Consider the following 24,585-nt stretch of genomic DNA (forward strand, 5'->3'; position numbering starts at 1 on the left):
GGAGTTTCCTACGAGCCAGAACACTTCCTTTGCCACGCGTCCAACTGGATTCGGTTGGAGCACTTCAAGGAACAACACAATTAATCCTTTTTCAGCCTCGCGTTTCAATGTAGAGATTACTTGCGGATTGTCTTCGGAATTTATGGGTGATTTTTTACCGCTGACAAATGAGTCAGAGGAGCCTGCTCGTTCTATCCCTCTGTAAGCCCCAAAGGGGACAAAAAACTGCGAGTACTCGTTTGGCGAGCACTCGCAGGACAAGCAGTATTGAAACTAGAACAAAACCAGCGTAGATGAATCCAGAACCACAAATCCTTGTGCAGGTCTTCCATTAAGAAAACCTGCACCTCATCGTATTCGAGCAGGATACAGTAACGCTGATTTGCTCTAGAACTGAACCTTCAACGTAAACTGCATCATACGTGGGAAGTTCTGTTGAGTAGAACCAATCGTTCCATATCCCTTCCAAGCTCCAGGCTGTTTGGGATCCGAAACACTGGTTACACGGGTAATTGGATTTTGAGGATTCCCCATATCCGGACCGCCAAACTGGACGGTATTCGTGGCATTAAACATCTCAGCCTTGAACATCAGGTTTAGCTGATCTTTCAATGCAAACTTTTTCTCCAATCCAAGTTGCGTTTGTTGTGCCCATGGTTTTCTGACCTGCGTAGTCGTACCGTCGTAGGTCTTAACGAAATACTCCGGAGTATCCTTCCAGCAGGTATTGTCGGAATTGTTCACGAAACTAGACCAGGACTTATGCTTTGAAGCAACATCATAGTTTCCGCAAGTATAGGGACGATCATTAGGAATGCTGATTGGTGAACCCGACCGATTCTGGAAGATCCAATCCAGCTGCCAATCATTGACGATTTGCCCAAGCAGACCGTGAGCATCCGTCAATACCAGACCGCCCTTGCCGACTGGGATTCCATATAAGCCGCTGAATGACAACTGCCATTGAGGAGCATTACCGCCGCTATCCAAGTGATAGGACGGATGGCTATCAACCTTCCACATGTTTCCATTGTTCAGATATCCGGTAGCGGACATCAACTTTGCCCAGGTAAATGAAGTCAGGAAGCTCAGACCACGGCTTAGCATACCGCTGTTGGTCATACGCTTTTCAGCTTTGGCGATCATCGAGTTGTAGTCGCTATAACCGTCTGCGTGCGTATAGACGTAGAACTTTCCATTGAATTGCGGATACGGAACCATTAGGTACTTGACTGCAATCCGGGGATTTTTAGCGAGGCTAAGCGTCTTAGGTAAGACACCATAAAAGGGATTAGCTACCTGCTGGTCTAGATAGTTGGAGTTTTGAAGTGCCTGAGCAATATCGGCATCCTTGAGGCCATTGTTTTCACGTTCGGTGCGGAGATTGCTAGCATACGTGCCAACATACTCAAGATCGCCGACAATGCCACCCGGCAGCGATCTCTGAACGCCAAAGGAAAACTGCTGGGTATGAATAAGCTTACGGTTACGTTGATCGATACTTAAGGAACTACCGACAAGAGTAAGGTCCCCCTGAGAGGTACCCTTCACCGGAGTGAGGCCATTCGGGAAAGGAGTGCCGCTTTTGAAGTCCTGGGTAGGATCCCATGTGTCGCTATTTAGATCTGTGTGATAGCTGGTTGATTGGTCCCAGGCTGAATTGCCTCCGAGTTCAATACCCTCTCCGGATTGGAGACCCCATCCGCCGCGAAGAACTGTCTTAGAATTAAGGGCATACGCAAAGCCAAGCTTCGGCTGTAATGACCCCCAGGTATTCTCGTAGGGTGTCAGTTTGCTACTAGAGAACTGAGCTACACCGAGAATCTGACTGACCATACTCGCACCATTTGGCAAAACGCCAGGGAACGAGATTTGGTTAGTGAGGGAATTTACACAGGTGAGGCAAACTCCGGCCATAAGTCGATTATGCCGCTCGACAGGTGAAGTTTCAGTATCCCAACGCAAACCAAGGTTCAGAGACAGCTTGGATGTAACCTTCCAGTCGTCCTGTATATAAGATGCGTAGTACTTATATGCTTTGTAGGTGTCGTATTTGATTTCTGCACTGCCAGAGTCGGGATACCCCAACAGCAGGTCGGCAATCGAGGAACCGGTCGAATTCGAGTGGTTTGGATTCTCCCAGGTGTAGCTCGTACTGAATTTAAACTTCCCGTTTGGTTGACCAATGCCGGTATTGGCAATATGGAAGAGCTCAAACTCAAAACCATAATGCAAGTTGTGGTGTCCGATTACATGAGTGAGGGAGGGGCTAAAGTCATACTGCTCCATCATTGATGGATCATTTGTGTTACCGATGAGTTGGTTATATCCATCGATATTGATCTGTGGAGCCCAATTACGAGTTGTCGTAGGAACCGCAGGCATGTTCAGTCCAAGATCGTTAGCCGATAGCTTATCAATGCCCGCGCCGACTGTTCCAGCAGGCTCTTTATTATAAGAACGGTTAAAGGCAATGCGTAAATCTCCAAAGAGGTTTGGGCTGAAGGTATGGGTGATGTCCACTACAGGGGCGACATCGGAACGGTACCAGTTAATGTTGCCGTTCGCAGCCGCTCCGGGATATCCACTGCCGTTGCGATATTCAAGTCCAGACCACCATGCGACGGTGGCATTCATTTTGGTGTCGTTGCTGAAGTTATAGTCGACACGAACAATCGGCTGATCGTAATTGTGTGTACTGCGACCGTCAAAGCTATAGTTGTTTTCATAGCCGGGCAGGTTTGGCTTCGGGAAGAGAGCCAGAATTTTGCTGGCTATCGGTGTAATTTCGCTTGCGGGAATCACATTGCTTGCATAAGGCTGGCGTTCCCACTTGTTACATTTGGCCGCGGTACCATCGACGCAGGTAACCGGCTTGTTCGGACTAAAGAGTCCGATTGTTTTTTGGCCTGTACTTTGTGGTCCAATGATTTTCTTGTAAAGCAGATAATTGGTAAAGTCGACGCCACCATTCGGGCCCGATCCCGGCTGCATGTCAGCCGTCGGCACATTGACAATCATCCCGGCTGGCTGCACCTGTCGATATCCTTCATAACTAAAGAAGAAGAACAGACGGTCCCGATGTGGCATGGCCGGTCCGCCTAATGTGATATCGAATTGATGCTCGTTATGGAAGAGTCTCTTCTGATGAGTCTGATTGCGATCATAGGTATTCGCATCGAAGATGGAGTTGCGCCAGTTGTCCGATGCGCTGCCGTGGTATTGACGAGTACCGCTTTTGAGCACCGTATTCACAGTACCACCGGCATAACGCCCGTACTGTGCATCGTAAGTGTTCGTCATTACCTTGAACTCTTCGATAGCGTCAATGCTGGGCGAAATGTTCCAGGTCCCGTTTCCACCTCCATTCGGAGTAGAAACCGGAGCACCATTCAGAGAGAAGAGATTTTGGTTACCGCTGACTCCGTTAAAGGAATACGCATTGTTCTCATCCCACTCGCGCGTACCGGAAAAGCCCTGAGCACCAAATTGCGTCTGAGTGAACTGTGTTCCCGGAGAGAGACCTAGTAGGTTGTACACCATACGTCCGCTGTTAGGCAGGCTCTGGATCTTTTGAGGATCCATAACCGTTCCGCCAGATGCGGATTCGGTGTCGAGCATGATCCCGGCGCTCACCTGTACGACAACCTCTTCACTAGAGGCTCCCACCTGCATGACCATGTCTAAATTGACGCGTGAGTTAATATCGATGACGACTTGGTCACGAGTCTGTTTCTTGAAGCCCTTCTGTTCAACGGAAACCGTATAGGTAGCGGGCTGAACGAAAGGAATAATGAAGTCGCCGGTCTGATTGGTGGTTACGTTATAGGTTTGCTGAGGACCTACAGCGGTGACTGCCGCCTTCGGAATGACAGCGCCTGTGGAATCGGTCACATGGCCGGTGATGGTTCCACGGAATTCTTGGGCATTAAGATAAGACCCAATTGCGAGCATCAAAACGACTAGTGAGGCAATTTTGCCCCAGGCCCTATATAACGGGCCCTTGCCGTAATGTCTCATTTGAAGCCTCCAAAATTACATGCTTGTAGAGGTTTTCGTTAGCACTCCCGCGCTCTTGCTCCCGCACAGCTATGGGGTGCATCGGAACAAATAGATATCGTTACCATAAGTTTCGGACACACAGATCCCGGCCCGTGCTCATGAATACTGTTCTGCTGCGCGACCTGACATGACGGTCAGCAGAAATGAACTTCACACGAACGCCGATTCAAAGATGGACACAGTATTCGCACCCTGGCTTCTCGGTCCGCTACCTGTAGAGAGTTTCCTGACTCAGGCTTGCGGCCGACTCCTTTGTGCTTTTGTGAGCATCTATCTATACGACCGAAACTTGGACCCAACACTAGAGGAGGGCGGGGAGATAATTCAAGGTTTGACTGCGCACTTAACGTTTTCCTACGTCATTGAAAATAATAACTTTAGCCGAAACGTCTTACGCTTACAGTAGCTACCCTGGGATCATGGAACTTTGACTGATACATATGTGAATGAGGGGTAAACAAAAAGAGAAATGGGCGGGAATCGGTAACCTATTAGTAGTAACGAAGGGGTGCCGTTTGCTACACCGTTGCCCATATGAGCATTGGAATCTACTTAGACATCGGCAAATGATCCGATGAAGAGGTCAAAACGTGGCAGGCAACCACCTGGATGTGATTGGGATAACCAGGAACCCAGTTCAGATGAAGCAGAAGTTCAAAATGGGCGGGGTTGGAACTCTGCAGACCACAACCACGCAAGGCCTCTGTGAGCCACGGCATATCTGTCGCCATGCGTCCTGCTGATTCGGTCGCCTCACCCGTCAATCCTCCGAGCAACAATACATGACCCTTCTGATCGGGGTTCTGCACAAAAGCGAGAACAGCATAGGAATTGTTCACCGATGCATCGTAACGAGCAAGCTCATGCTCGCGCGGATGTGTATTTTGGATGTACTCAGTGTGGAGCTGCTCGTCGTATGCAAAACGAAAGTCGAGCTGATCGGCAAAAAGTAACGTCCACGGATTCGATTGCGGACTTCCCAAAAAGATGAAATTATCGTCAGATTTTAGATCGGAGAACTGCAACGAACGAGGTCCCCTGACCTCAATCTCATGATCGTAAAACTCGGCAAACCGAGCGATATTGACGGCTATAGGTAAATCGACGGCCGAAGTTTTGTCACCCCGCAGAAAGCGGTGTTCAAACTTCTCATTGGGAGAGAGTTGATCAAAAGGTAAATCATTGTGCAAAAAATAATTGTGCTTGGCATATTCAGCGATGGAAACTTTCGTTCCCTCAAGCATCTGTATTTCAGCCAGATTAGGATCGCTTGGAACCAGAATTGTCCGATGGCCCGAATGAAACATTGCTGCCCATGGCAACACGGATGCTGCACGAGACTCAACATGACCCAGAAGGTTTTTTAGCAGAATGCCACCTGTCAGAAAAAGCAGGAGCACGTTGAGCAGAATCAAGATCATCAGCCCGTAGCGTGACAAGGGTGTTCTGGCGGCCGGCTCGGCCACAACGTCCGCATCCTCAGTTGGCGCACAATTCGCAGGCGAAGGAACTGGCTCTTCCGCCCTTGGGGTCTCCGGGAACTTGCTGAACTCAATCTCCGGGACATACGAGCCCGAGGGCAGGCAAATATGAAAAGGCGACTGGCTCCCGTACTTGCCATAGTGCTGCAACAACCGGCGCCGCACGTCGCTCGCCGTAACCCGAACGATCGCATCTTCGCCTGTATCGTAGGTTGGCTGACGACCGAACAGCTCAACACCGATCATCCGTTCTTTCAGCAGTTCGTAACGTTTGGCCAGCGCATGTTCCACGACATAGCGTAAGAACTGCTCACTTCGCTGGCTACCCCGAAATGCTGAGCCTTCGACAATCTGCTGGAGATGCTCTTCTAGCTGTTTTCGAACTTCGGGCGTTTCCGCAAAGTGCGCAATTGTAACCGCATGAAGCTTTTGCTGGTCTTGCGCCATTTCCGACGCCCATCCTTATTTTTAGCTGTGCTGCATAAATTCTAGCGCATGCCCATCAACCGGCGCTTCCTAATTCCAACGCTCGAAATCGGAATCGGGTGATCTTCTTGAAAATACGCGCAAAGATCTCAGCATAATATTGTCAAGACGGTATCTAGGAGAGTGCACCGGAAGCAGTGCAAAGATATTCAGGATGTGGTTCCTCATGCCGTGTGCCGAAACAGAAAGAGGAAGTTGCTCAATCGGGCTCTGGACGAATACATCGGCGGTGCCAAACCGAAAAGTATCAGTTTCTGATCGCAGCATGACACAAACTACGGCATCAGTTGGAATTCATCCGCCGGATTTTGATGTTGCTGGTGGAGAGTGTGGTTACTGCAACGATCAAGTGGTGCCCGTCGGGCGAAACGGTGATGCTGGGCGAGCCTTCGACCAGTGGCAAAGAGACTTGCCCCACCACGGTGAGCTTGTGATCGAGGTAGCGAAGAATCTTATACGGCTGCCCGGGTGCCGGCCGCGTCGTATAGTAGAGACCGGTAGGAGTAGAGGTCCAATTCTGGAAAGGATAGGGGTGAACCGGCTGTGGTAACGAGATCACTGATTCGCCAGTACTGGAATGCACGCCTAGCACGCCGTCCGCGCTGAGGGCATAAAACACACCGCGCTCCGAGGCTTCCTGCGCGGAAAAAATGTTCGAGAGAATCGGATCGATCGCACCATTATTAAGGTTGTATCGGTAGAGTGTCACTACTCCGCTACGCGTGGAGCTGAAGTAAATGGTACGGCCATCGTGAGACCAGGCAGGAACGCGCTCTTCGTAGCTCGAATCGATAAGGTGACTTAACCTGCGTGTAGCAATCTCCAACAGATAAAGATTCGAATGCCCATTAACGCGAGCATCGAAAACCAGCGATCTGCCATTCGGCGACCACGAAATTCCCCCCTTCCAATGTCCCTCAAAATTTGTCAACTGCGTAGCACCGGAACCATCTGCATTGGCCATCCAGATCTCCCATCGTCCGGAGTGATCGGAGACGAAAGCCACATGCGTTCCATCCGGCGAATAAACGGGATTATGATTTTTCCCATTCGTCGAGAGCAACCATGATTCCGGTTGCAAGCCTTTCTCCGTAATCTCATAACGCTGCAGATTCCAACTCTCCAGCGAATCGACATAGGCCATCCAGTTGGCTCCCGATTCGAGTACCGGTTCGGAAGAATCGGCACTGTCAGAGGGAAGAAGGTGAAGGGAATCCGGCTTTTCAATGTCGATGATCCAAAGGCGAGATGGGCCATCACGTCTTGCGGCGAAAACTAGATGTCGGCTATCGGACAACCAAGACTCGCCGCGAATCGCAGCCTTGTCAAAGGTCAAGCGCTTGACTTGTCCGTCGTATGTGCTGACAAGGTAAAGGTCGCCGCTGCTGTTAGTTGTGTAATGAGCATAGGCAATGTATTTGCCATCAGGCGAATAGCGGGGATAAAAATCGCGCACATAAGAAGTCAGGTTAGTTTGTGAGGTCAAAGGACGAGCTACTCCTGTGTGCACGTCGAGTTCAATCAACGAGTGACGAGTCAAGTCAGAGTAAACAATGTGGCTCCCATCGGGGGACCACGAAGGGCCCAGGTCATCGAATACTGGAGCCAGAGAGCCTGTCCATTTGCCACCTAAGGCGGGAAAAGTGCAAACGATTTTTTCTACTCCGCCGCGGACCGATTTAAGAACAATCATCGCTACAGACTCTCTTACGCGTATAAAGGCGATGGTCTGTCCGTCGGGCGACCATGCTGGAGAGAATTCCGCATCGGTGGAGTCGGTAAAACGCTGCAGTCCGCTCCCATCGGCACGCAAAAGATAGATGTCGAAATTGTCCCCGTTATTGTTCCAGGTAAAAGCAATTTCGCGCCCGTCAGGCGAAATGGATGGGCCCGATTCACGGCCGGCAGCTCCGGTGAGCATCGAGGTTACATAAGTTCGCTGCTCAAGTGAAAGCCGGGGGGTGCGGGAAAATATGTAGACAAGTATTAAGAATAGAAGTGCCAATAAAAGAGAAAGTATGGCAAGCAGTCTACCTTGTCCGTGCAACCGCTCTTGCCAACGTTGTCTTATCTCCTGGCGAAGATTGGGTTGCGGCAGAGATGAATTTTCTTCTGAACCAGCAAAGACAAAACGCGGAGTGTAGCTGCCTTTAGGCAGTTCTATCTTGACGCTTGAGGTACGCGCTGTACCGGCATAATAGCGCTCCAGTCTATGGCGCAAACGGCCCGCAGTAATGCGTATGCTGGGGTCCACTTTGGGGTCCCAGTCGCTATCGTAGCGATAAATATCCCGGGCAATTGCTCTTTCGGTTAGCTCTACGCTGGGATTCAGTAGAGAGAACTGTACCAGTTCCTGCAACAGCTCCTTGGCACGCTCTGCCCGCGCAAACTCTACGCTCTCCGAAATTTGCCGAAGTGCATTCCTGATCGCTTCGCGCTGCTCATAATTCAGGAAGGCCGCCTGAATTGTCTCATCGAAAGATGATGAAGTTGTCCAGGTACGATCTTCCGTCAACAAATGAGCATCTTTCCGCCGCGCAGCAGCCGTTGTTACAAAATAATGGGGCTCTCTGGAATCAATATAGCCATGCCTTGTTGAACTACTATTAATACTCGGCCGAAGATCATCGCGGCCCAAGATGAATTTGCAGTAAATTCATCGCAATGTAACAAAAGAAAGCTTCACCTTCCTCCTACCATTTAACTCACGGGGAATCATATGTTTGTGTAGATGTATCACTCGGCTGATACATCGTATTTCCTCATGTAGCCTCCCCTTTGCAACTTGGAGACCGCAACTCAGGCTTCGTACGGTACGCATAGGAACCTCACAGCCGAATGAAGCTGGCGGCATGAGGCTCCACAGCGAAAGTCGTCTGCGTACAAGAGGGACCCAAAGCCCATCACGTCGCGACGCAGGCGGTCACAACTACTGAACAGTTCTTGGGACGTGTTTTCGATGCCGAAGCATGGGCAGAGGTGTCGGCACATTGTGCGGTTCCCACTTAGCCTCAGAGGAAAAGATGGACAGAAGAAATCGATTCATTCATTTACTATTCATAATCATGTTGGCCCTTGTTGCCCCTGCGCCTTGGTTGCTGGCGCAGAGCACAAGTTCCAACATCTCTGTCATTGTTCAAGATTCGTCCGGAGCCATTGTAGATAAAGCCACTGTCGCAGTCACCAATACAGCCACGAACCTGCACTCGAAGGCAATCATGGATGCAAATGGCATGTATAACATCCTCAACCTGACGCCGAGTTCATACGAACTGACGGTAACGGCACCGGGCTTTCCAGACTACAAGCAAACGGGAATAGTGCTGGAAGTCAATCAGCATCCCACGGTCCGTGTCGTGTTGCCGGTCGGTAACGTAAAGCAGGAAGTGTTGGTAAAGGCGGACGTCACTGGATTGGAAGCTGTTTCCTCCACCGTGAGTTCTGAAGTCAACAGCCAGCAGATTGAAAATCTTCCACTCAATGCGCGCAATCCGTATTCTCTGCTGGTGCTGGTACCAGGCTTTTCTGGCTCCATCAGCAATGACTACAACGGTGTTTACTATTCAATGAATGGCGGCCCGACAATGTATGGAGACATCCTGGTCGACGGTACACCGGCGGGCTTTCCTACAGTGCAGGGTTATCAAGGCGTGGGAGTGTTTCCTTCCGTTGACGCTATCGGTGAGTTTCGCATGATGGCATCCAACTTCCCTGCAGAATATGGCAGGACGCTCGATGGCGTGCTCAATGTCGTCTTCAAGACGGGCACGAACCAGCTTCATGGAACCGCTTTTGAGTTTCATCGCGACAACCTAATGGCAGCCAATACCTACTTCAATAATCGAAATCACGTAAAGCTGCCGGCCTTCCGACGTAATCAGTTTGGGGGTGTACTCGATGGACCGATCTACCGCAACAAGCTCTTCTTCCTGCTGAATGCCGAGCAACTGACGGAGCAGCGTTTGACCAGCTTGACAGCAACGGTACCGACACCGGATCAGTTGGCGGGCAACTTTTCAACTACGTATACCTCGGCAGGGAAACCAATAACAATCTATGACCCTTTCTCGACACAATATGATCCCAACACCAAGACTTATCGAAGAAAAGCCTTCGACAAAAACACAATTCAACAAACGCAATTGAGCGCAGTCGGACAAAAGCTGTTGAAGTACTTCCCGGCACCAAATGTTACACCAAGCAATGCATACACCAACGCCAACAACTACTATGCAGTGGGCAACGTAAATGCGCCGGTACGGGCGTGGGATGTCAGAATTGACGATGTGATCGACGCCCAGTCGAGTTTTTTCGCACGGTACTCCAGCCGTTACGTGTGGACCACGAATCCTTCGCTCCTGCCCAAAGGGTTGGAAGCAGCTACAACGAACGTGGATAGCGGCGACTACTCGCAGGGAGCCACAACAGGATACACGCGCACCCTTAATAGCCGTGATCTGTTTGAAGCACGCCTGGGCTTCGCCCGCACAGCCTATTACTATAAGAATAAGAGCCTTGGCTTTCAGGCGAGTTCGCTAGGTCTCCCTTCCGTCCTCAACACCGCGCCCGGAAATGCGGGCCTCAGCTATTTCCCGTCGTTCTCCACCTCAGGCTATCTTTCGTTTGGCTCGGGGGCATATCGTCACAACGCATTCATGAGCAGTTCGATGTTGAGCGCTCTGACTATGCAACGCGGCAGGCATGTCTTCAAACTCGGTTTCGACGGACGCCAGATTCGTGTCAACGACCACGAGGTCTCGCAGGCTTCAGGAAACTTTAACTTCGGTGCAAACTGGACACAGGGTCCTGACGCCAATGCTGCCAGCGCAGCGACAGGAAATGGATTCGCTTCCCTGCTGATCGGCATGGGATCGGGACAATTCATTCAGGACTTCAAGGACGTGGCCACGGAGAGCTATTACTTTGCGGAGTATCTGCAAGACGAGTGGCATCTTCGACCGGACCTGACGCTCAATCTCGGCGTACGCTACGACTACGATACGCCGCGCACAGAGCGCTTCAACCGAATGAATTATTTTGACCCGAACGTGGCAACCCCGCTTTCAGCGAACTTCTCAGGTCTAAAGGGTGGTCTGGTCTATGTGGGCGTGAATGGCCATGGTCGTCAACAGTACAACAAGGACTGGAATAACTTTGCTCCGCGCGTAGGCCTGTCGTGGAGCGTCGATCAGGATACCGTGGTACACGCTGGTGGAGCAGTAGTTTATGGCGCTTCAAATCAGGCGGCTTCAGGCGATGCCGCACCCACTGGCTGGTCGCAGACTAACACTTGGGTCAGTTCGCTTGACGGCATCACGCCATATCGCACTATTGATAACTCCTTTCCCGATGCGATTCCTGCGATCACACCTGTGAAATCGGGTGTGCTGACCGGTGCAGGCGGTTCAATTGCAGGTTTGATCCGCCAATCCCCAACGCCATACTCTTTACAGTGGAATCTCGACATCCAGCGTCAGTTACCTTTCAGCATTACAGCGGACTTAGCCTATGTGGGCAATCGCAGCCGCCAATTAATCTCCAGCTATGAGTCGGGCGAAAACTGGGATCAGTTACCGACCGCCGAACTTAGCAAGGGAACGGCGCTCCAGGCTAAAGTAGCCAATCCCTTCTACGGAAACTCAGCGATGCAAGGTCCCCTGGCAGCGGCAACCACCACCGCAGGACAGCTATTGCTGCCATTTCCGCAGTTCACCAGTGTAATGATCTACCATCTGATGGGTACCAACGCGCAGTATGACTCAATGCAGTTGTCACTCAAGAAGCGCATGGCTGGAGGAGCCATGATTTCCGCCTCCTATGTCTGGGCCAAGAGTTTTGACAACAGCAATAACCACCAGGACAGTTACAAACCCAAGGCCGATTATGCAATCAGTTCGAACGATATCCACCAGCGCTTCGTCGCCAGCTATGTATACGCACTGCCCTTTGGTCGCAACCACAAATGGGGCGCAACCTCCTCTCTGTGGCAGAACGCGTTGATTGGTGGATGGGTAGTGAATGGTCTCACCACCTTCCAAGGTGGCACTCCATTGAAGATCAGTGCCAGCAATACGCTCTCCAGTTGGAACTTTCAGCAACTCTATGCCAATACTAATTATCAAAATGCAGCGTACTCTGGATCAATCAAGAAACGTTTAAACAAGTACTTCAATACGGCCAATTTCAGCCAACCGGCGCCCTTCACCTTGGGCAATGGCCCAGCGTTCTACAATAGCCTGCGCGCGCCGGGAGTGGATAACACAGACTTATCCCTCTTCAAGGAGTTCTCAGCTTTTGATCGCTACAAACTGCAATTGCGCATGGAGGCATTCAATGTCTTCAATCGCACGCAGTTCAGCGCACCTAACACCACGGTCACAGATGCGGCCTTCGGCACAATTTCCGGCCAGGCCAACAGTCCTCGGCAGGTACAGTTCGGAGCCAAGCTGAGCTTCTAAGACCACAACGCTGTTGTTATCAACGATAGAGCTAAACACCAAGTCGACGGGCCCTCGATGGTCTGTCGACTTGGCTACTGAAGCTTCGAATACAGAAACACCATATCGTCACAGTAAAAGTCATGCCTGAATTTTTAACAGCTCAGTGGATGAACGGCGTAACCGATCTGCGTACAGCTCCCACTGTGCTGATCGGAGGATTCAGCAACCAATAGTCGCTGGAACTGATGCACGACTCCCGGTACACCCTGGGCCAGGGCGATAGTTGCCTTCCTCACCTCAGTAAATAGCTGGACGCATAAAAGGGGTTGGCGAGTCGGGGATTGACTCTAGACTTTCACTGCCGTCCATGACGCTTCCCCATACTCTCCCATATTTACCTTGCCAATCATAGAATTGCCGCTCACCGTTCCTCGGAATGTCCACGAAATAGAACTGCCGCTCACCGGCATAACGCTCCCCAATTCGACCTGGTCTCCGACGACCGATCCCTGGATCGTTGTCTGATAGATTTCGCCCTGATGCATTCCGGACACCCTGCCCTCGTTCTGCTCAAGACGGAATCGCTGTTCTCCCTTCCCTCGGAGATACTGAATGCTCACATTCCACTCCCCGGAAATTGACGCTGGTTCTCCAGAAGGAATAACCGGATCAGCATAGAATCCCGGCTTTGTTAATCCCTCATAGATAGCGTTGGCAATCATTGGAATGTCATCGGCCTCAAGCATGTAGGACATGATATTGATCGAACTCTGCATCTGCTGCGGACGAACCCCTTTCCCTCCATCAACAAGGATGCGTGGAGTTCCTGCATCAAGCCTCTTAACCAATTCCGTCCCTGTTATCTTCAGGACATTCGCGTCCCAAGATAACTCAAGATGAGGCGCTCTATTGGATAAGTCTTCGCCATAAGGAATGACTTTGTAGGTTAACGAGGGAAGATGTTTGACCTTCTCTGCAATCTGCTGCATCCATGCAGTCCAGGCCTTCTGCTCTGCATCGTGGTCCCGTTTGTACCACTGCCGCACCGCAGCAAGCAACCCCATAGCCTCTTCTTTACTACACTTGAACGCACGCCCATAACAATGATGGGGCGCCGCATTGTAATAGGCTGCCTGACATAGATCTTTTTTTCCAATAAGCATGCCCGAGGACTGCGGCCCACGAAGGCACTTACCTCCTGAATAACCAACCAACGAGGCTCCCGCCTGCACGTGGATGTTTGGGGAGATCGGTTCTTCAGCTGCAGCATCAACGAAAACAGGCACATTCTTCGTTTGTGCAATCTCGCAGATTGCCCTGATTCCCATGGGACCGTGATAGCTTTCCGGAGAGGCTAGAACATAAATCATTGCAACCTTATCGGTCAGCTTCTCTTTAAGCTCTTCCGGAGTCGCGAACTCGACAAGTTCTGCTCCCGTCATCCGTATGCCTACGTCATAGGGATTGCGCGAATGTTTAGGAATCAGGACCTGGTTCTTACCCATGACATAAGGCAAGGCCTGACACTTCTCAACATTGGTTCCGGCAATACATGCAATCGTCGCCAAGCAGATCGCAGCTTCACAACCGGTTGTTGTAATCCCCCACTCTGCTCCGGTTAACCGTCCAAGTTCTGCACCGATCCCCCCCATCATCTCATCCAAATGCACAAAGTAGAACGAAGCTTCGTACATAGCCTGCTTGACTTCCGGAAGTGATCGTGACCCGCTGATAAGAGTAAAGGTTCCGCGTCCATTAATAAGAGGACGAACCCCAATCTGAGTAAACAGATTCTCTTTATCCGTTCCATGTTTTGCCAGGCCGAGTCTGGAGGTTTGAGCTGATAGCGGCACTCCGAGACCCAACGGAAGAGCACTGGCAACAGCTCCGGCAGTCGATAAGGCTCCAGTCTTCTTCATTAGGTCGCGGCGAGATAACTTTATCTTGGAAAAGCTAGGCATAGATTCCTGTCTCAGTTCGTTGGAGGGAAGGTATGTTGAAACAAAAGTATTTGATCTGAGAAAAGTGCGATAGCAATGTATTTTCGCTACCGCACTTTCTTTCTAGATATAGGCAATACAATCAATTTCGACCAAAGAATTGCCAGGGATGCCCGCCGCGGGAGCAACCGTCGTCCTTACAGGAGGAATGGCTCCCCACTTTGTTTCGGCATAAACGCTATTCATGGCAGCGTAGTCCTTGAGGTCATTTAAATAGACATTCACCTTAAGAACTTTCTCCAGGGAAGAGCCCGCGGCGACTAGATTTTTTTCTAGCTCCTGCAATACATGCCGTGTATGTTCCTGAATGGTTCCCTGAAAATGGGCCCCCACTCCAGCAAGGAATAGAAGGTTGCCGTAAGATACTGCGCTAGAAAAGAGTGGTGGCTTATCGGAGGTCTTTGCTGCATTTGCAGGATAGGATTTCTTTTCCGCCTTTGCAGGCGCAGCGGCAGCGCCCTTACCCATCATAGCTACACCACCGACAACAGCTACAGACTTGGCCGCACCCTTCAACAACTCTCGTCTTGACTGACTCTTCATTGCTCTCTCCTTCAAGCTTCACTTACTGGTTCTTAAAAGCGTCCAGCTAACTTCGATTGAGAAGCGCGGAACGCAATTTTCGTGCAACGATCTCTGCTTCCCCAGGAAGCATCATCCACGTCGAAAGCACAATTGAATTGGAAACGGCACTGAGGCCGCGAGAAACCGTCCCAGTTGCAGGATTCAGCTCGATTGACGGCTTGCCTTTCCGTAACACGTTTTGGACCTCGGATGGCTTTATTCCGACCTTAACCGGATCGTATGCGAGCACAAGATGAGGAACGTGGTTAGCAATCTCGGGAGTTACAATCGTCGGCTCTATGGTCGGAATATCTCGCACAGCATCGAGGATGACCTTGATTCTCCGATGATATTCAGCCTGATCTTTTTCGTCCGACTGTTCCAAAAGCCAATCCACGGCAGCCACCATACCGACAATCTGCTCCTTCGCAACCTTCATCCCTCGGCCGACAGCTTCCGAATTCGGATTATTATTCGCAACAGCCAGATCCATCAGTGTTCTTTTCCCAAGCAACAGCCCCGCATTTTGCGGACCACGGATACCCTTCCCTCCGGAGAAAGATACCAGATCGAAGCCCATTCCGGTGTACTTCCAAAGATTCGAGACAGGAGGAATATCCGCGGCTGCGTCGTTATGACATGGAATGCCGTTGTCGTGAGCAATCCTTAACCATGTCTCGCGATCGATCCCAGTCTCGGCGGCAGAATTGAAATAATTCGTCATCACCGTTTTCGGACCAAAGGCCCGCTTATAGTCGTCTACGGTGACGACCTCACGGATCTGTACACCACAAAGCATCATGGCGTGATCGTATTCATACCGGTGCGAACGCTGTACAATCACTTCGTTCTTCCCCTCAGCAACTCTCTGAGGAATATCTTCCGGTGCAAACCCATTTGCTTTTGCCACACAAGCCGCTGTTGCTAAAGTAAGAGCAGCGGAGGCACCGGAGCTGACCAGCGCAGCTTCGCAACGAAGTTTCCTTGCCAGATACTCTCCGGCTGACCGTTGCAGATCTTTCAATCGAACAGGATGCATTGCAGCTTGCGCAACAGCGCGCTGTACTTGCGGAGGCATAACGGCTGCCGTTAGGAAAGTGTAGCTTCCTGCAGCATTGATGATTTTATCGACACCTAGTTTCTCGTAATAGTCTTCTTCTTTTTCTTTTGGCGTAGTCGACGATGCAAAGCTGGCTTTTCCACCTAATCCAGCGAACAACGCTGCAAAGGAAGACCACTCAAGGAATCCGCGTCTCGTAAGACGCTCACCACGAAGCTCTATTTCCTTCCTTATGCCCAAAATGCTGCCTCCGGAACTACGCAAGTTAAATACGACCGAACTGCTTTACGGCCTCGACAATAGAATGAAACTTTTCGATGAAGGGATACATCGAGTGTTCGCTGTTGTCGAGCTTTTGTGCAAGCACTAGAACTGCTGGAGCATGTTCTTTCGGGACTACTACAACACCATCTTCATCGGCAACGATAATGTCGTTCGGATTCACCTTGACACCATCGCATATTACAGGAACATTCATTCCCTGGAAACGATAATGGCTGACGGAGGTCGACGGAACACCTCCCGTCGAGAAAACAGGAAATCCCAACTTTCGTAATTGGGGTAGGTCGCGAACCCCGCCATCAATGACAGCTCCTGCATATCCGCGAACTGACATAGCCGTACCCATAAGGCCGCCCATTCCTGCAATGTCGGCGCCGTCGTCGACAACCATCACATACACAGAATCCTTCCCGCCGGAATCGATTGCTTGCAACATTCCACCCAAGGCATTCGAATCGCTATTCTCCTCTTTTGCCAGCCTGACAGTCAGGGCTGTCCCGGCGAACTTCGCAGGGATATTGGAGTGCATACGGTGCGACATATAGCGTTTCTCGTGAAGAAGTTGCTCTATCGCATCCGATACCGAAGCAGCTTCAACGTGGCGATACGCTTCGATCATTGAGGCAGGATTTGCAGCATAATCGGCGGCAGTCTTGGGAGCATCCGCGCGGACATAAAGGACACCCACAAGAGCACATGCAAAAAGGGCAACTCCCAGGCAAGCGATTCGAACGCGCGACATCTTGAAGATTTTCTTCACAACTAAACTCCCGATACTAACTACACAGCCGAGCCGGAGAACAGATCGCGTTCTCCGGCTCGACAGTTTTGGATCATTCTTCCTATACGTTTAGAAGTTGATCTTTCCCGCAAGTTGAAGCAGCCTCTGACCGCCGCCATTCTGCCCAGAGTTCTGGACAGTGGTGATTGTTCCAAAGTTGCTGCCAGTCAAGCCATAATCCGAAGCAGTCGGATCGAAGGCCGTAGGCAAAGAGGAATTCGGGTTTCCCGGATTCGCGTGATTAAAGACATTGAACGCTTCGGCCCGGAATTGCAGGCTTATCCCCTCCTTGATCGGGAAACTCTTAAAGAGCGAAAAATTCGTGTTGATGAGTCCCGGTCCGTGCAAGTCATTGCGATGCAGGTTTCCATAGGTATACATCGCGGGAACGGTGTAAGCACTGGGGTTAATACAAGACTTACCAGTTCCTTTTATGACCGTGCTGCGTGAACAAGAGCTCGATCCCGCCGAAGCCCAGTTCGGTCTCTGCGTTCCAATATTCCCGGCAAACGCAACATCCTTACTCATACCAACATTGAACGGCATACCACTTTGCAGGGTCACAATCGAATTTGATTGCCATCCCCCCAATGCGGCTCTGACTATCGGATTGAAATTATTCAATTCCGGAAGAGCATAGATCACCGTACCAACAAAGCGGTGACGGATATCCCAATTGGAATTACCGTAATCCGCCTTGAGGTTGTACTGAATCATAGAAGTACCGCCACCATTAGCATCGCTCGAAGTATCCATCGAGTGAGCCCAGGTATAACCAAGATTCAAGTCCAGTCCATGAGTCATTCTCTGACGGAGGAGAGCACTCAAGCCATGATAAGTCGAAAATCCTGAATTTTGAATCTGACGAATCTGTCCGAAACGCTGATTCGGACGACGAGGATTCACAGCACCAGGTCCCGGCGTTGGTTGGTTTGGATAGTAAGAATAGTCAAGGTGTACGGCGCGGGAACCCAGGTACTGCAGCTCAAATGCAGCATTCTTCCAAAGTTCCATACCTGTATCCGCATTCCACTGATAAAGCCGCGGCGTGGGTAATGTATGGTTCACATTGAAGACACTTGAATAGCATCCAATCGTCCCGGGGATACAAGAAGATGAGGCCGTTGCAGTGCCGGTAGGATTGCTGAAGCTCAGATTGGCTGGAGAACTTGCATTCCCGTTATAGGTGAATGAATTGGCAAATGGGTAGTTGCTTGTAGCCAAGGTGAAAGAATTCATGTGGTTAGGGTTGTAATAGACACCCCCACCCGCACGAACGACAATCTTGCTATTCGCACGATAGGCAAGGCCGAATCTCGGTGCCCATAGGTTATGATTCGGAGCAATAAACTCGAAACCTTTGTGAGGAGTATAAGCAGCTCCGGTCGTCGCTGTAGTATCGGGAATCAATGCCGTATAGCTCGTATTAATGATCCGGGCATATCCATTCAAGCTGTAAGGCACTGTAGGTAATTCATAACGTAACCCGTAGAGGAATGTCAGGTTCTGCCGTACCTGCCAATTATCCTGAACAAAAAAGCCGTCTCTCCAAGAACCAACGGAACCTCTGATTTGAGTAACGGGTGTAACTACAGTGGTGGCATATCCGGTAAGAAAGTCTGCAGCAGGGTTACCGGAATACTGGCCACTAAAGGTAAACGAACCACGCGCCGTGTTGGAAGCCGCACGGCCGATGGTCATACGGCGCAGTTCTGCACCTGCCATTATCGAGTGCCGACCATGAACCCAGGTAATTTGGTCATACCCGTGCAGCGTTCTATCATCCTGATACCAATTCGTTCCGTCGGCACCCATAGAAACCATGTTGGAGATGCTGATTGTTGGCAGTCCAGGATTATTGTTATCTACATCCGCCGTAAACCCCGGAATTCCAAGTGCAGAGCCCGCGTCCTTAATTCCGTTTAGTGCAAAATAGTTCAGCACATTGGTCGAGAGTTTGTTATAGCCAAAACGGAAATCGTTGATGAAATTAGGGGTGATGATGTGGGTATATCCGAAGATCCCGTTGGAATCGGTCGTGGGTGTATAGCTGGAAGACGTAGTAACCAAGTTGCCAGACATGGAGGTTATCTTTTGCCAGATGAAACGGCCAAAGAGCCTTACTGAATCAGTCGGGTTGTAATCGACACGATCGAGAGTCTGGTTCTGTTGGTAGGTATTCGGAACGGTACTGTTGAGATTGTTGGTAATACCTGAGAGATTGGCGGCTGGCAAATATGCTAGGAGCTTCTGCGCAATCGGCGAAATATTGGTGATCTGGTTATTTGTATAAGCCGTTCCGGTAGCCGGATTGACCAGAACTTTGCTGATCTCTGAAAAATCGCCGGCTTTCATCTTGGAGGTTAGCACAGTGGTGGAATTCTGAGTGGCATTCGTCTGCCGAATTCCCTCGTAAGATCCCGTAAAGAAGACTTTGTTATGGCCGTCATAAAAGTGAGGGAAAACAACAGGCCCACTAACAACCGCGCCGAACTGGTTGAACCGCAAAATCGGCATTGGTTTATTTTTGCCCAACAGCCAAGGACGTGCATTGAACAAGTCATTTTGCACGTAATCATAAACAGTCCCGTGCAGATTATTCGTTCCTCTTTTGGTATCCATGTTGATGTGAACACCCATATACCCACCATATTGGGCGGTATAGTTTCCTGTCTGCGTCTGAACTGCAGAGAGAGCATCGGGGTTCGGAGACACAGGAGAAGAGGAGATCAACGAGTTCATGATCGTAATACCGTCGAGGGTAAGTGAATTCGTAACCTCTCGAGTACCAGCACCGATATAGTTCGCTCCCGGAGGATTTCCGGTGTAAGAGGTTTTGGGGCCGACGATGATGTTGGGTGACGTTGCCGCCAACTCCATTGCGCGACGCCCGACCATGGGCAAATTCGCGATTTTATGCTCATCGACGGTCTCTCCGAGCATAGCATCGTCAGTGGAAAGAACAGGGGTCGAAGCTGTGACCGTTATCTCTGCCGTTGTTGTACCTACAGGGAGAGAGAAGTCGGTACGTACAGCCACATTCAACTGAACAACAACGCCCTTGCTCGTAACCTTTTGAAAACCCTGACGTTCTACAGAAATATCGTAGACTCCAGGAGCGATGTAAGGAATTGAGTAATAGCCTTCCGCATTCGTCGTCCCAGGATAAACAACCTTAGTATCGACGTTTACAGCGGAGACAGATCCTCCAGCTATAACGCTCCCGCTTGAGTCGGTAACGGTTCCAACGAGAGCTGTATTGTCTGCGACCTGAGCCTGAATAGAGAGAAAGCAGAAAAGTATACAGACACAGAATATTATTTTTTTCATATGGCCTCCTAGCCATTCCCGAAAGAGAGGTACGCTACGAGTAAACTGCATCCCTGAAAAACAGCATCTGTGACCGAGAAAGATCTCGATTACGTGCTGCGAATTTCTACTAATACCGAATTTTTAAAGATTTGATTACAATCTCAGATTTGTGTCATCAGTCTGACGCCATGTTTATGGATAGGCCATTTGGCCTAAGATATTCGCGCTTCAGACTGAGGACGAAATACAACAGTGCGGCATCTATGCAAACGGCTTTGGAGGTGTACTCCATATCCACATTTGCAACGAGACCCAAAATGATTTGGCGGGTCCCAGCCCTGAGATCTCATGACAAATTGAGCACTACCTAATGCCTGCAGGGCCCAAAAGGAAACGATTAAATATAGCGAAAGGTAAGCAGCAATCAAAGAGTGTTGCTTCCTGGCTGTCAGCCAGGAAGCATTTGACCGTCAAACTCATGCTGCATTTTCATAAACTACGGCTCAAGATGAACCAGTCCACGTTGCAAGGCGAAGATAGTCGCCTGTGTGCGATCACGAGCTCCCATCTTCTCAAGAACAGAGGACACATGTATCCGCACCGTTTTTTCTGCGATATTCAATTCGTCCGCGATTTCCTTATTAGACATACCTCGCGTGATGCAAGAGAGTATTTCGGTCTCCCTCGGCGTTAACTCCCCGGTGGACATGCGCTCTGCCAGCCGGTCAAGCGCAACTCGTGGCAGATAGCGGAGATTTCTGTGAACCGATTGGATAGCTTTAACCAATTCGTCGCCACTCGCATCCTTGGTCAAATAGCCCATTGCACCAGACTTAACAGCGCGATAGATATCCTCGCTACCATGGTAGTTAGAGAGAACCACAATTCTGGCGTGTACAAATTCCTTGCGGAGTTGATTGATCACTTCGAAACCACTGAGGCGAGGCAGTCGCAAATCAAGGACCATGACGTCGGGACGCAGCTTGCGATACAGAGCTAATCCCTCTTCTCCATCCGCGGCCTCCCCGACAATCTGAATCCCAGGAGATGTCGCAAGAACAGAGTGTAGAGCCATTCTTGCAAGAAAATGATCTTCAACAAGCAATACCGTTATCGGTTTCATAAGCCAATCCAGGAAACAAACTTTGGTTGTCGCGTCTGCGGAACCAACTTGATCATGTTATAAGGAACTGTAAGCTTCACTTCTGTTCCGTCGTTACGACTACTCTGAATACGAAGAGAACCGCCCAATGTACGTGCTCGTTCCTGCATCACGGGAATCCCAAAATGTCCTGTCTTTGAAGAAGCAGAATTAAAACCACAGCCGTCATCTCGGATGATTAGCTGCAACGAATCCTCCTCGTACTGCAAATGCACCATTATTTTCGTCGGATTCGCGTGTCTTGCGGCATTTGCGACTGCTTCCTGTGTAATCGAAACAAGGTTATGTACGGAGGCCGGTGCAAATGGAACTTCTACTCCTTCGATATCGAAACTGACGGCAATATCGTCATTGGGATGACGCGCTGCAAGCGTTCTGGAAATTGCTTGAGAGAGCATGGTGGTAATTTCATCCGAATCTCTCAGATCCCAAATAATTCGGCGAGCTTCAGCCTGACAATGCGCCACCATATTACGTGCCAGATGAATGGATTGCGTTACCGGCGAATTATCGGGAAAGCTTTCGCCCAGCATTTTTGTTGAGGCCTCCAATTGCCAAGACACGGCTGCAAAGCCAGCCATCAAGCTGTCGTGCCATTCGCGCGCTATCCGGTTCCGCTCCTCCAGTACTACGCCAATCTTTCCTTTCACAGCCCGCACACGTCGGTGAAAGATCTGAACCGCCAGCAAGATTGCAGCAACGATGACACCAACATAGAAATACCAGGACTGGTAGAAGTGACCTCGTTGGCGCAGAACAACTTTAAAGACGTGGTCTGGCCAAGACTCTCCGCTATTTCTCAGTTGAACCTCAAGCGTATATTTTCCCGGAGGAAGCTTTCGATACCGAATAATCCGTCCATGTGTCGTTGTCCAGTCCAAATCGTAACCAGCCAATCGATAACGGAATTCGATCTTTCCCGGATTGGAAAGATTTGTAGCAGAGAGATAGAAAAGTACAGTATTTCGACCTGGGGCTAACGAAAGAGAAGCCCCTGAGCTCACATCTTCCGGAGTTCCATCTTCTTCGCGCGACCACTGGACCGTTGTTGGAACGGAAGAAATTGCAGCCATGTTTTCTGCTGTGTCAGTGGTATGAACAAATCCCTTCATTGTCGCGAACCATAGGATTCCATTTCTGGTCCGCGTCGAGGATGGCAGCGAAGGACCACTACATTCACTCGATCGCATACCATCAACCCGATCGAACTGTCTGATGGTCAATTCGAGATTCTGGCCGGCGATAACTTTATGTAGCTCGTCTTTGGAAATACGAAGGATCCCTCTTGAAGTGCCGAACCAAAGATGTCCATCATGATCTTCCACACCGGTATTTACGTGATATTTGGGAAACCCACTGAATGAGGGAAGAGGCACGACCTGGTCGCCCTGCAATACAGCTAGTCCTCCGCTTTTGGTTCCGACATAAACGTGTCCATCACTATCGCCGACTATTGAGATTACATAAGGATGTGGCAAGTTGAGAATTGGAGCAACCACGTCCCCGCGAATATGAAAGAGCCCTGTGCTGGTGCCGACGAGCATGGAACCATCTGACAACTCCTGAAGGCTGGTCACCAGCTTGGAATCAAGAAATCTCTTGCTTCCCTTTTGTTCAGGATTACCGCTTGGAAAAAAGAGAACTCCGGTATAAGTCCCTATCCAAAGCCCACCATGTATCGATGGCTTGATCGCACTTACCGCATTTCCCGGCGATTCCAGCCCAAGCAGATGATGTCGAAACTTCTTCCCCTCCAGGGAATAGACGCCATCGAACCAGGTGCCAACCCATATCTTTCCTGTGCGATCCTCTGCAATTGCACGAATGGGAGTGGCGATTGGCATCGCTTTAGGAGTGAGGTTTTCCAAACGTCCCTGGTGCAGCCGAAAGAGCCCCTTTCCCCAAGTCCCAAGCCACAAATCATCGCGAGAATCGGAAAAGACGGAAGCCGCATAGGTATCGAAAAAACCTTCAGCTTCGCCATAGGGAACAAACGCAGCTTTACGCCATCGACTCAAACCACCCGAGAGCATACCGATCCAGAGGTTGCCCTCCTTGTCGAGAAAGACGGAGCGGATTGTATTATCGGGAAGCCCGTTTTTTTGACTCCAGGAATCGAGTCGCCCCGAGGTAGCTCTCCAAAGGCCTGAGTGGCGGGTTCCAATCCAGAGGGAGCCGTGTCCATCAGACAAGAGCGTTGTGACCGGACTGGAAATCTTACCGTAGAACTTCTCTTTGTAGCCTGACGGAGACGGAATAAGTTGGAGCAGCCCAGTCGTAGTGCCGACCCAGAGGATCCGGCTATTGTCACGATAAACCGCAACAGCACGCCCGGCACCTGGAGTTTTTAGAGGATAGGCAACAGGGTGATGGCTATCCTTCGCAAGGAACCAAAGCCCACGCTCCGTAACAAAAAACGTTCCCTTTTGATCTTGTGCAAACGGAGTGGTAATGTCACCTGCTAGCATCCCGGCCTCAGGGAAACACTCGAGTACTCCCTGAAAATAACGTTCAATTCCGTTTTGAGTGGCGATCCACAGGATGCCTTGTGAATCTTCATACATCATGCGAATGCGTTCATTCCAATGTTTCGCAGCTTCGCTGATGTTCTCTATCTTCCCGCTATGGGAATGTAATACTCCACGACCATCAGTACCAATCCATAGATCCCCACTCTTATCGATCAGAACGGCGTTGACAGCTTCCGCCTCAGGCATCCCAGGAACACTGAATTCCTCGAATTTGAGTCCATCGAAAGTGGATAGCCCAGAGCCAGTGGCCAGTAGTAATTGTCCGTCTGGTCCTTGCGTAATCATCCGGATATTGTTCTCCGGAAGACCGTTTTCCACCTGCCAGTCCTGCTTCTGATATTCGGAGAGGCGCAGGAAACTCGATTCAGATGCACGAGCCAGGGCAGTCACCGAACACGAACAGAGGAGTACGGTACAGATATGG

11 protein-coding genes are annotated in these 24,585 nt (G+C 50.3%); 1 reads left to right on the top strand and 10 read right to left on the bottom strand.

The genetic code is table 11. From position 1 onward, the window contains the following. Positions 1-387: 387 nt before the first annotated feature. The 3 genes from AC6I7T_RS11625 to AC6I7T_RS11635 all read right to left on the bottom strand — a co-directional run bounded on the left by AC6I7T_RS11625 (position 388) and on the right by AC6I7T_RS11635 (position 8,547). Complete coding sequence (locus AC6I7T_RS11625) at positions 388-4,020, bottom strand: carboxypeptidase-like regulatory domain-containing protein (RefSeq protein ID WP_497793569.1); 3,633 nt, start codon at positions 4,018-4,020, stop codon at positions 388-390. A 590-nt stretch (positions 4,021-4,610) separates the two neighbouring features. Further along, entirely contained in the window at positions 4,611-5,990 is a 1,380-nt protein-coding gene (locus AC6I7T_RS11630) for a hypothetical protein (protein WP_497793570.1), read from the bottom strand. Positions 5,991-6,312: 322 nt separating this feature from the next. Then, positions 6,313-8,547 (bottom strand): hypothetical protein, encoded by a 2,235-nt coding sequence (locus AC6I7T_RS11635; RefSeq protein WP_497793572.1) that lies wholly within the window; start codon positions 8,545-8,547, stop codon positions 6,313-6,315. Positions 8,548-9,052: 505 nt separating this feature from the next. Here AC6I7T_RS11635 and AC6I7T_RS11640 point away from each other — a divergent pair. After that, a complete protein-coding gene (locus tag AC6I7T_RS11640; RefSeq protein ID WP_497793573.1) occupies positions 9,053-12,487 on the top strand; it encodes a carboxypeptidase-like regulatory domain-containing protein in 3,435 nt (1,144 codons plus the stop codon). A 329-nt stretch (positions 12,488-12,816) separates the two neighbouring features. On the opposite strand, the gene AC6I7T_RS11645 is transcribed toward AC6I7T_RS11640, so the two are convergent. From AC6I7T_RS11645 to AC6I7T_RS11675, 7 genes are all read right to left on the bottom strand, one after another. After that, positions 12,817-14,430 carry a Cys/Met metabolism pyridoxal-phosphate-dependent protein gene (locus AC6I7T_RS11645; RefSeq protein WP_497793575.1) on the bottom strand — a complete coding sequence of 538 codons (1,614 nt, stop codon included), beginning with the start codon at positions 14,428-14,430 and terminating at the stop codon, positions 12,817-12,819. A 102-nt stretch (positions 14,431-14,532) separates the two neighbouring features. Beyond that, on the bottom strand, positions 14,533-15,012 hold the full coding sequence (locus AC6I7T_RS11650; RefSeq protein WP_497793577.1) for a RidA family protein: 480 nt from the start codon (positions 15,010-15,012) through the stop codon (positions 14,533-14,535). 46 nt (positions 15,013-15,058) lie between these two features. Beyond that, positions 15,059-16,333: a selenocysteine synthase gene (locus AC6I7T_RS11655; protein ID WP_497793579.1), complete on the bottom strand. Its 1,275-nt coding sequence runs from the start codon at positions 16,331-16,333 to the stop codon at positions 15,059-15,061. A gap of 25 nt (positions 16,334-16,358) precedes the next feature. Further along, complete coding sequence (locus AC6I7T_RS11660; RefSeq protein WP_497793581.1) at positions 16,359-17,135, bottom strand: RraA family protein; 777 nt, start codon at positions 17,133-17,135, stop codon at positions 16,359-16,361. A 90-nt stretch (positions 17,136-17,225) separates the two neighbouring features. Beyond that, the gene (locus AC6I7T_RS11665) at positions 17,226-20,486 is read right to left on the bottom strand and encodes a TonB-dependent receptor (protein WP_497793583.1); all 3,261 of its coding nucleotides are present in this window, start codon (positions 20,484-20,486) and stop codon (positions 17,226-17,228) included. A 478-nt stretch (positions 20,487-20,964) separates the two neighbouring features. After that, positions 20,965-21,591, bottom strand: coding sequence for a response regulator (locus AC6I7T_RS11670; RefSeq protein WP_497793585.1), 627 nt, complete (start codon positions 21,589-21,591; stop codon positions 20,965-20,967). Then, the gene (locus AC6I7T_RS11675; protein WP_497793586.1) at positions 21,588-24,551 is read right to left on the bottom strand and encodes a sensor histidine kinase; all 2,964 of its coding nucleotides are present in this window, start codon (positions 24,549-24,551) and stop codon (positions 21,588-21,590) included. The genes AC6I7T_RS11670 and AC6I7T_RS11675 overlap by 4 nt, the downstream gene beginning before the upstream one ends. Positions 24,552-24,585: the final 34 nt, after the last annotated feature.

Source organism: Humiphilus diazotrophicus, from assembly GCF_059726315.1.

Coding starts and splice junctions, on each gene's coding strand:
- AC6I7T_RS11645 (WP_497793575.1), bottom strand. CDS start 14,430: ATGCCTAGCTTTTCCAAGATAAAGTTATCTCGCCGCGACCTAATGAAG.
- AC6I7T_RS11625 (WP_497793569.1), bottom strand. CDS start 4,020: ATGAGACATTACGGCAAGGGCCCGTTATATAGGGCCTGGGGCAAAATT.
- AC6I7T_RS11665 (WP_497793583.1), bottom strand. CDS start 20,486: ATGAAAAAAATAATATTCTGTGTCTGTATACTTTTCTGCTTTCTCTCT.
- AC6I7T_RS11650 (WP_497793577.1), bottom strand. CDS start 15,012: ATGAAGAGTCAGTCAAGACGAGAGTTGTTGAAGGGTGCGGCCAAGTCT.
- AC6I7T_RS11640 (WP_497793573.1), top strand. CDS start 9,053: ATGGACAGAAGAAATCGATTCATTCATTTACTATTCATAATCATGTTG.
- AC6I7T_RS11630 (WP_497793570.1), bottom strand. CDS start 5,990: ATGGCGCAAGACCAGCAAAAGCTTCATGCGGTTACAATTGCGCACTTT.
- AC6I7T_RS11670 (WP_497793585.1), bottom strand. CDS start 21,591: ATGAAACCGATAACGGTATTGCTTGTTGAAGATCATTTTCTTGCAAGA.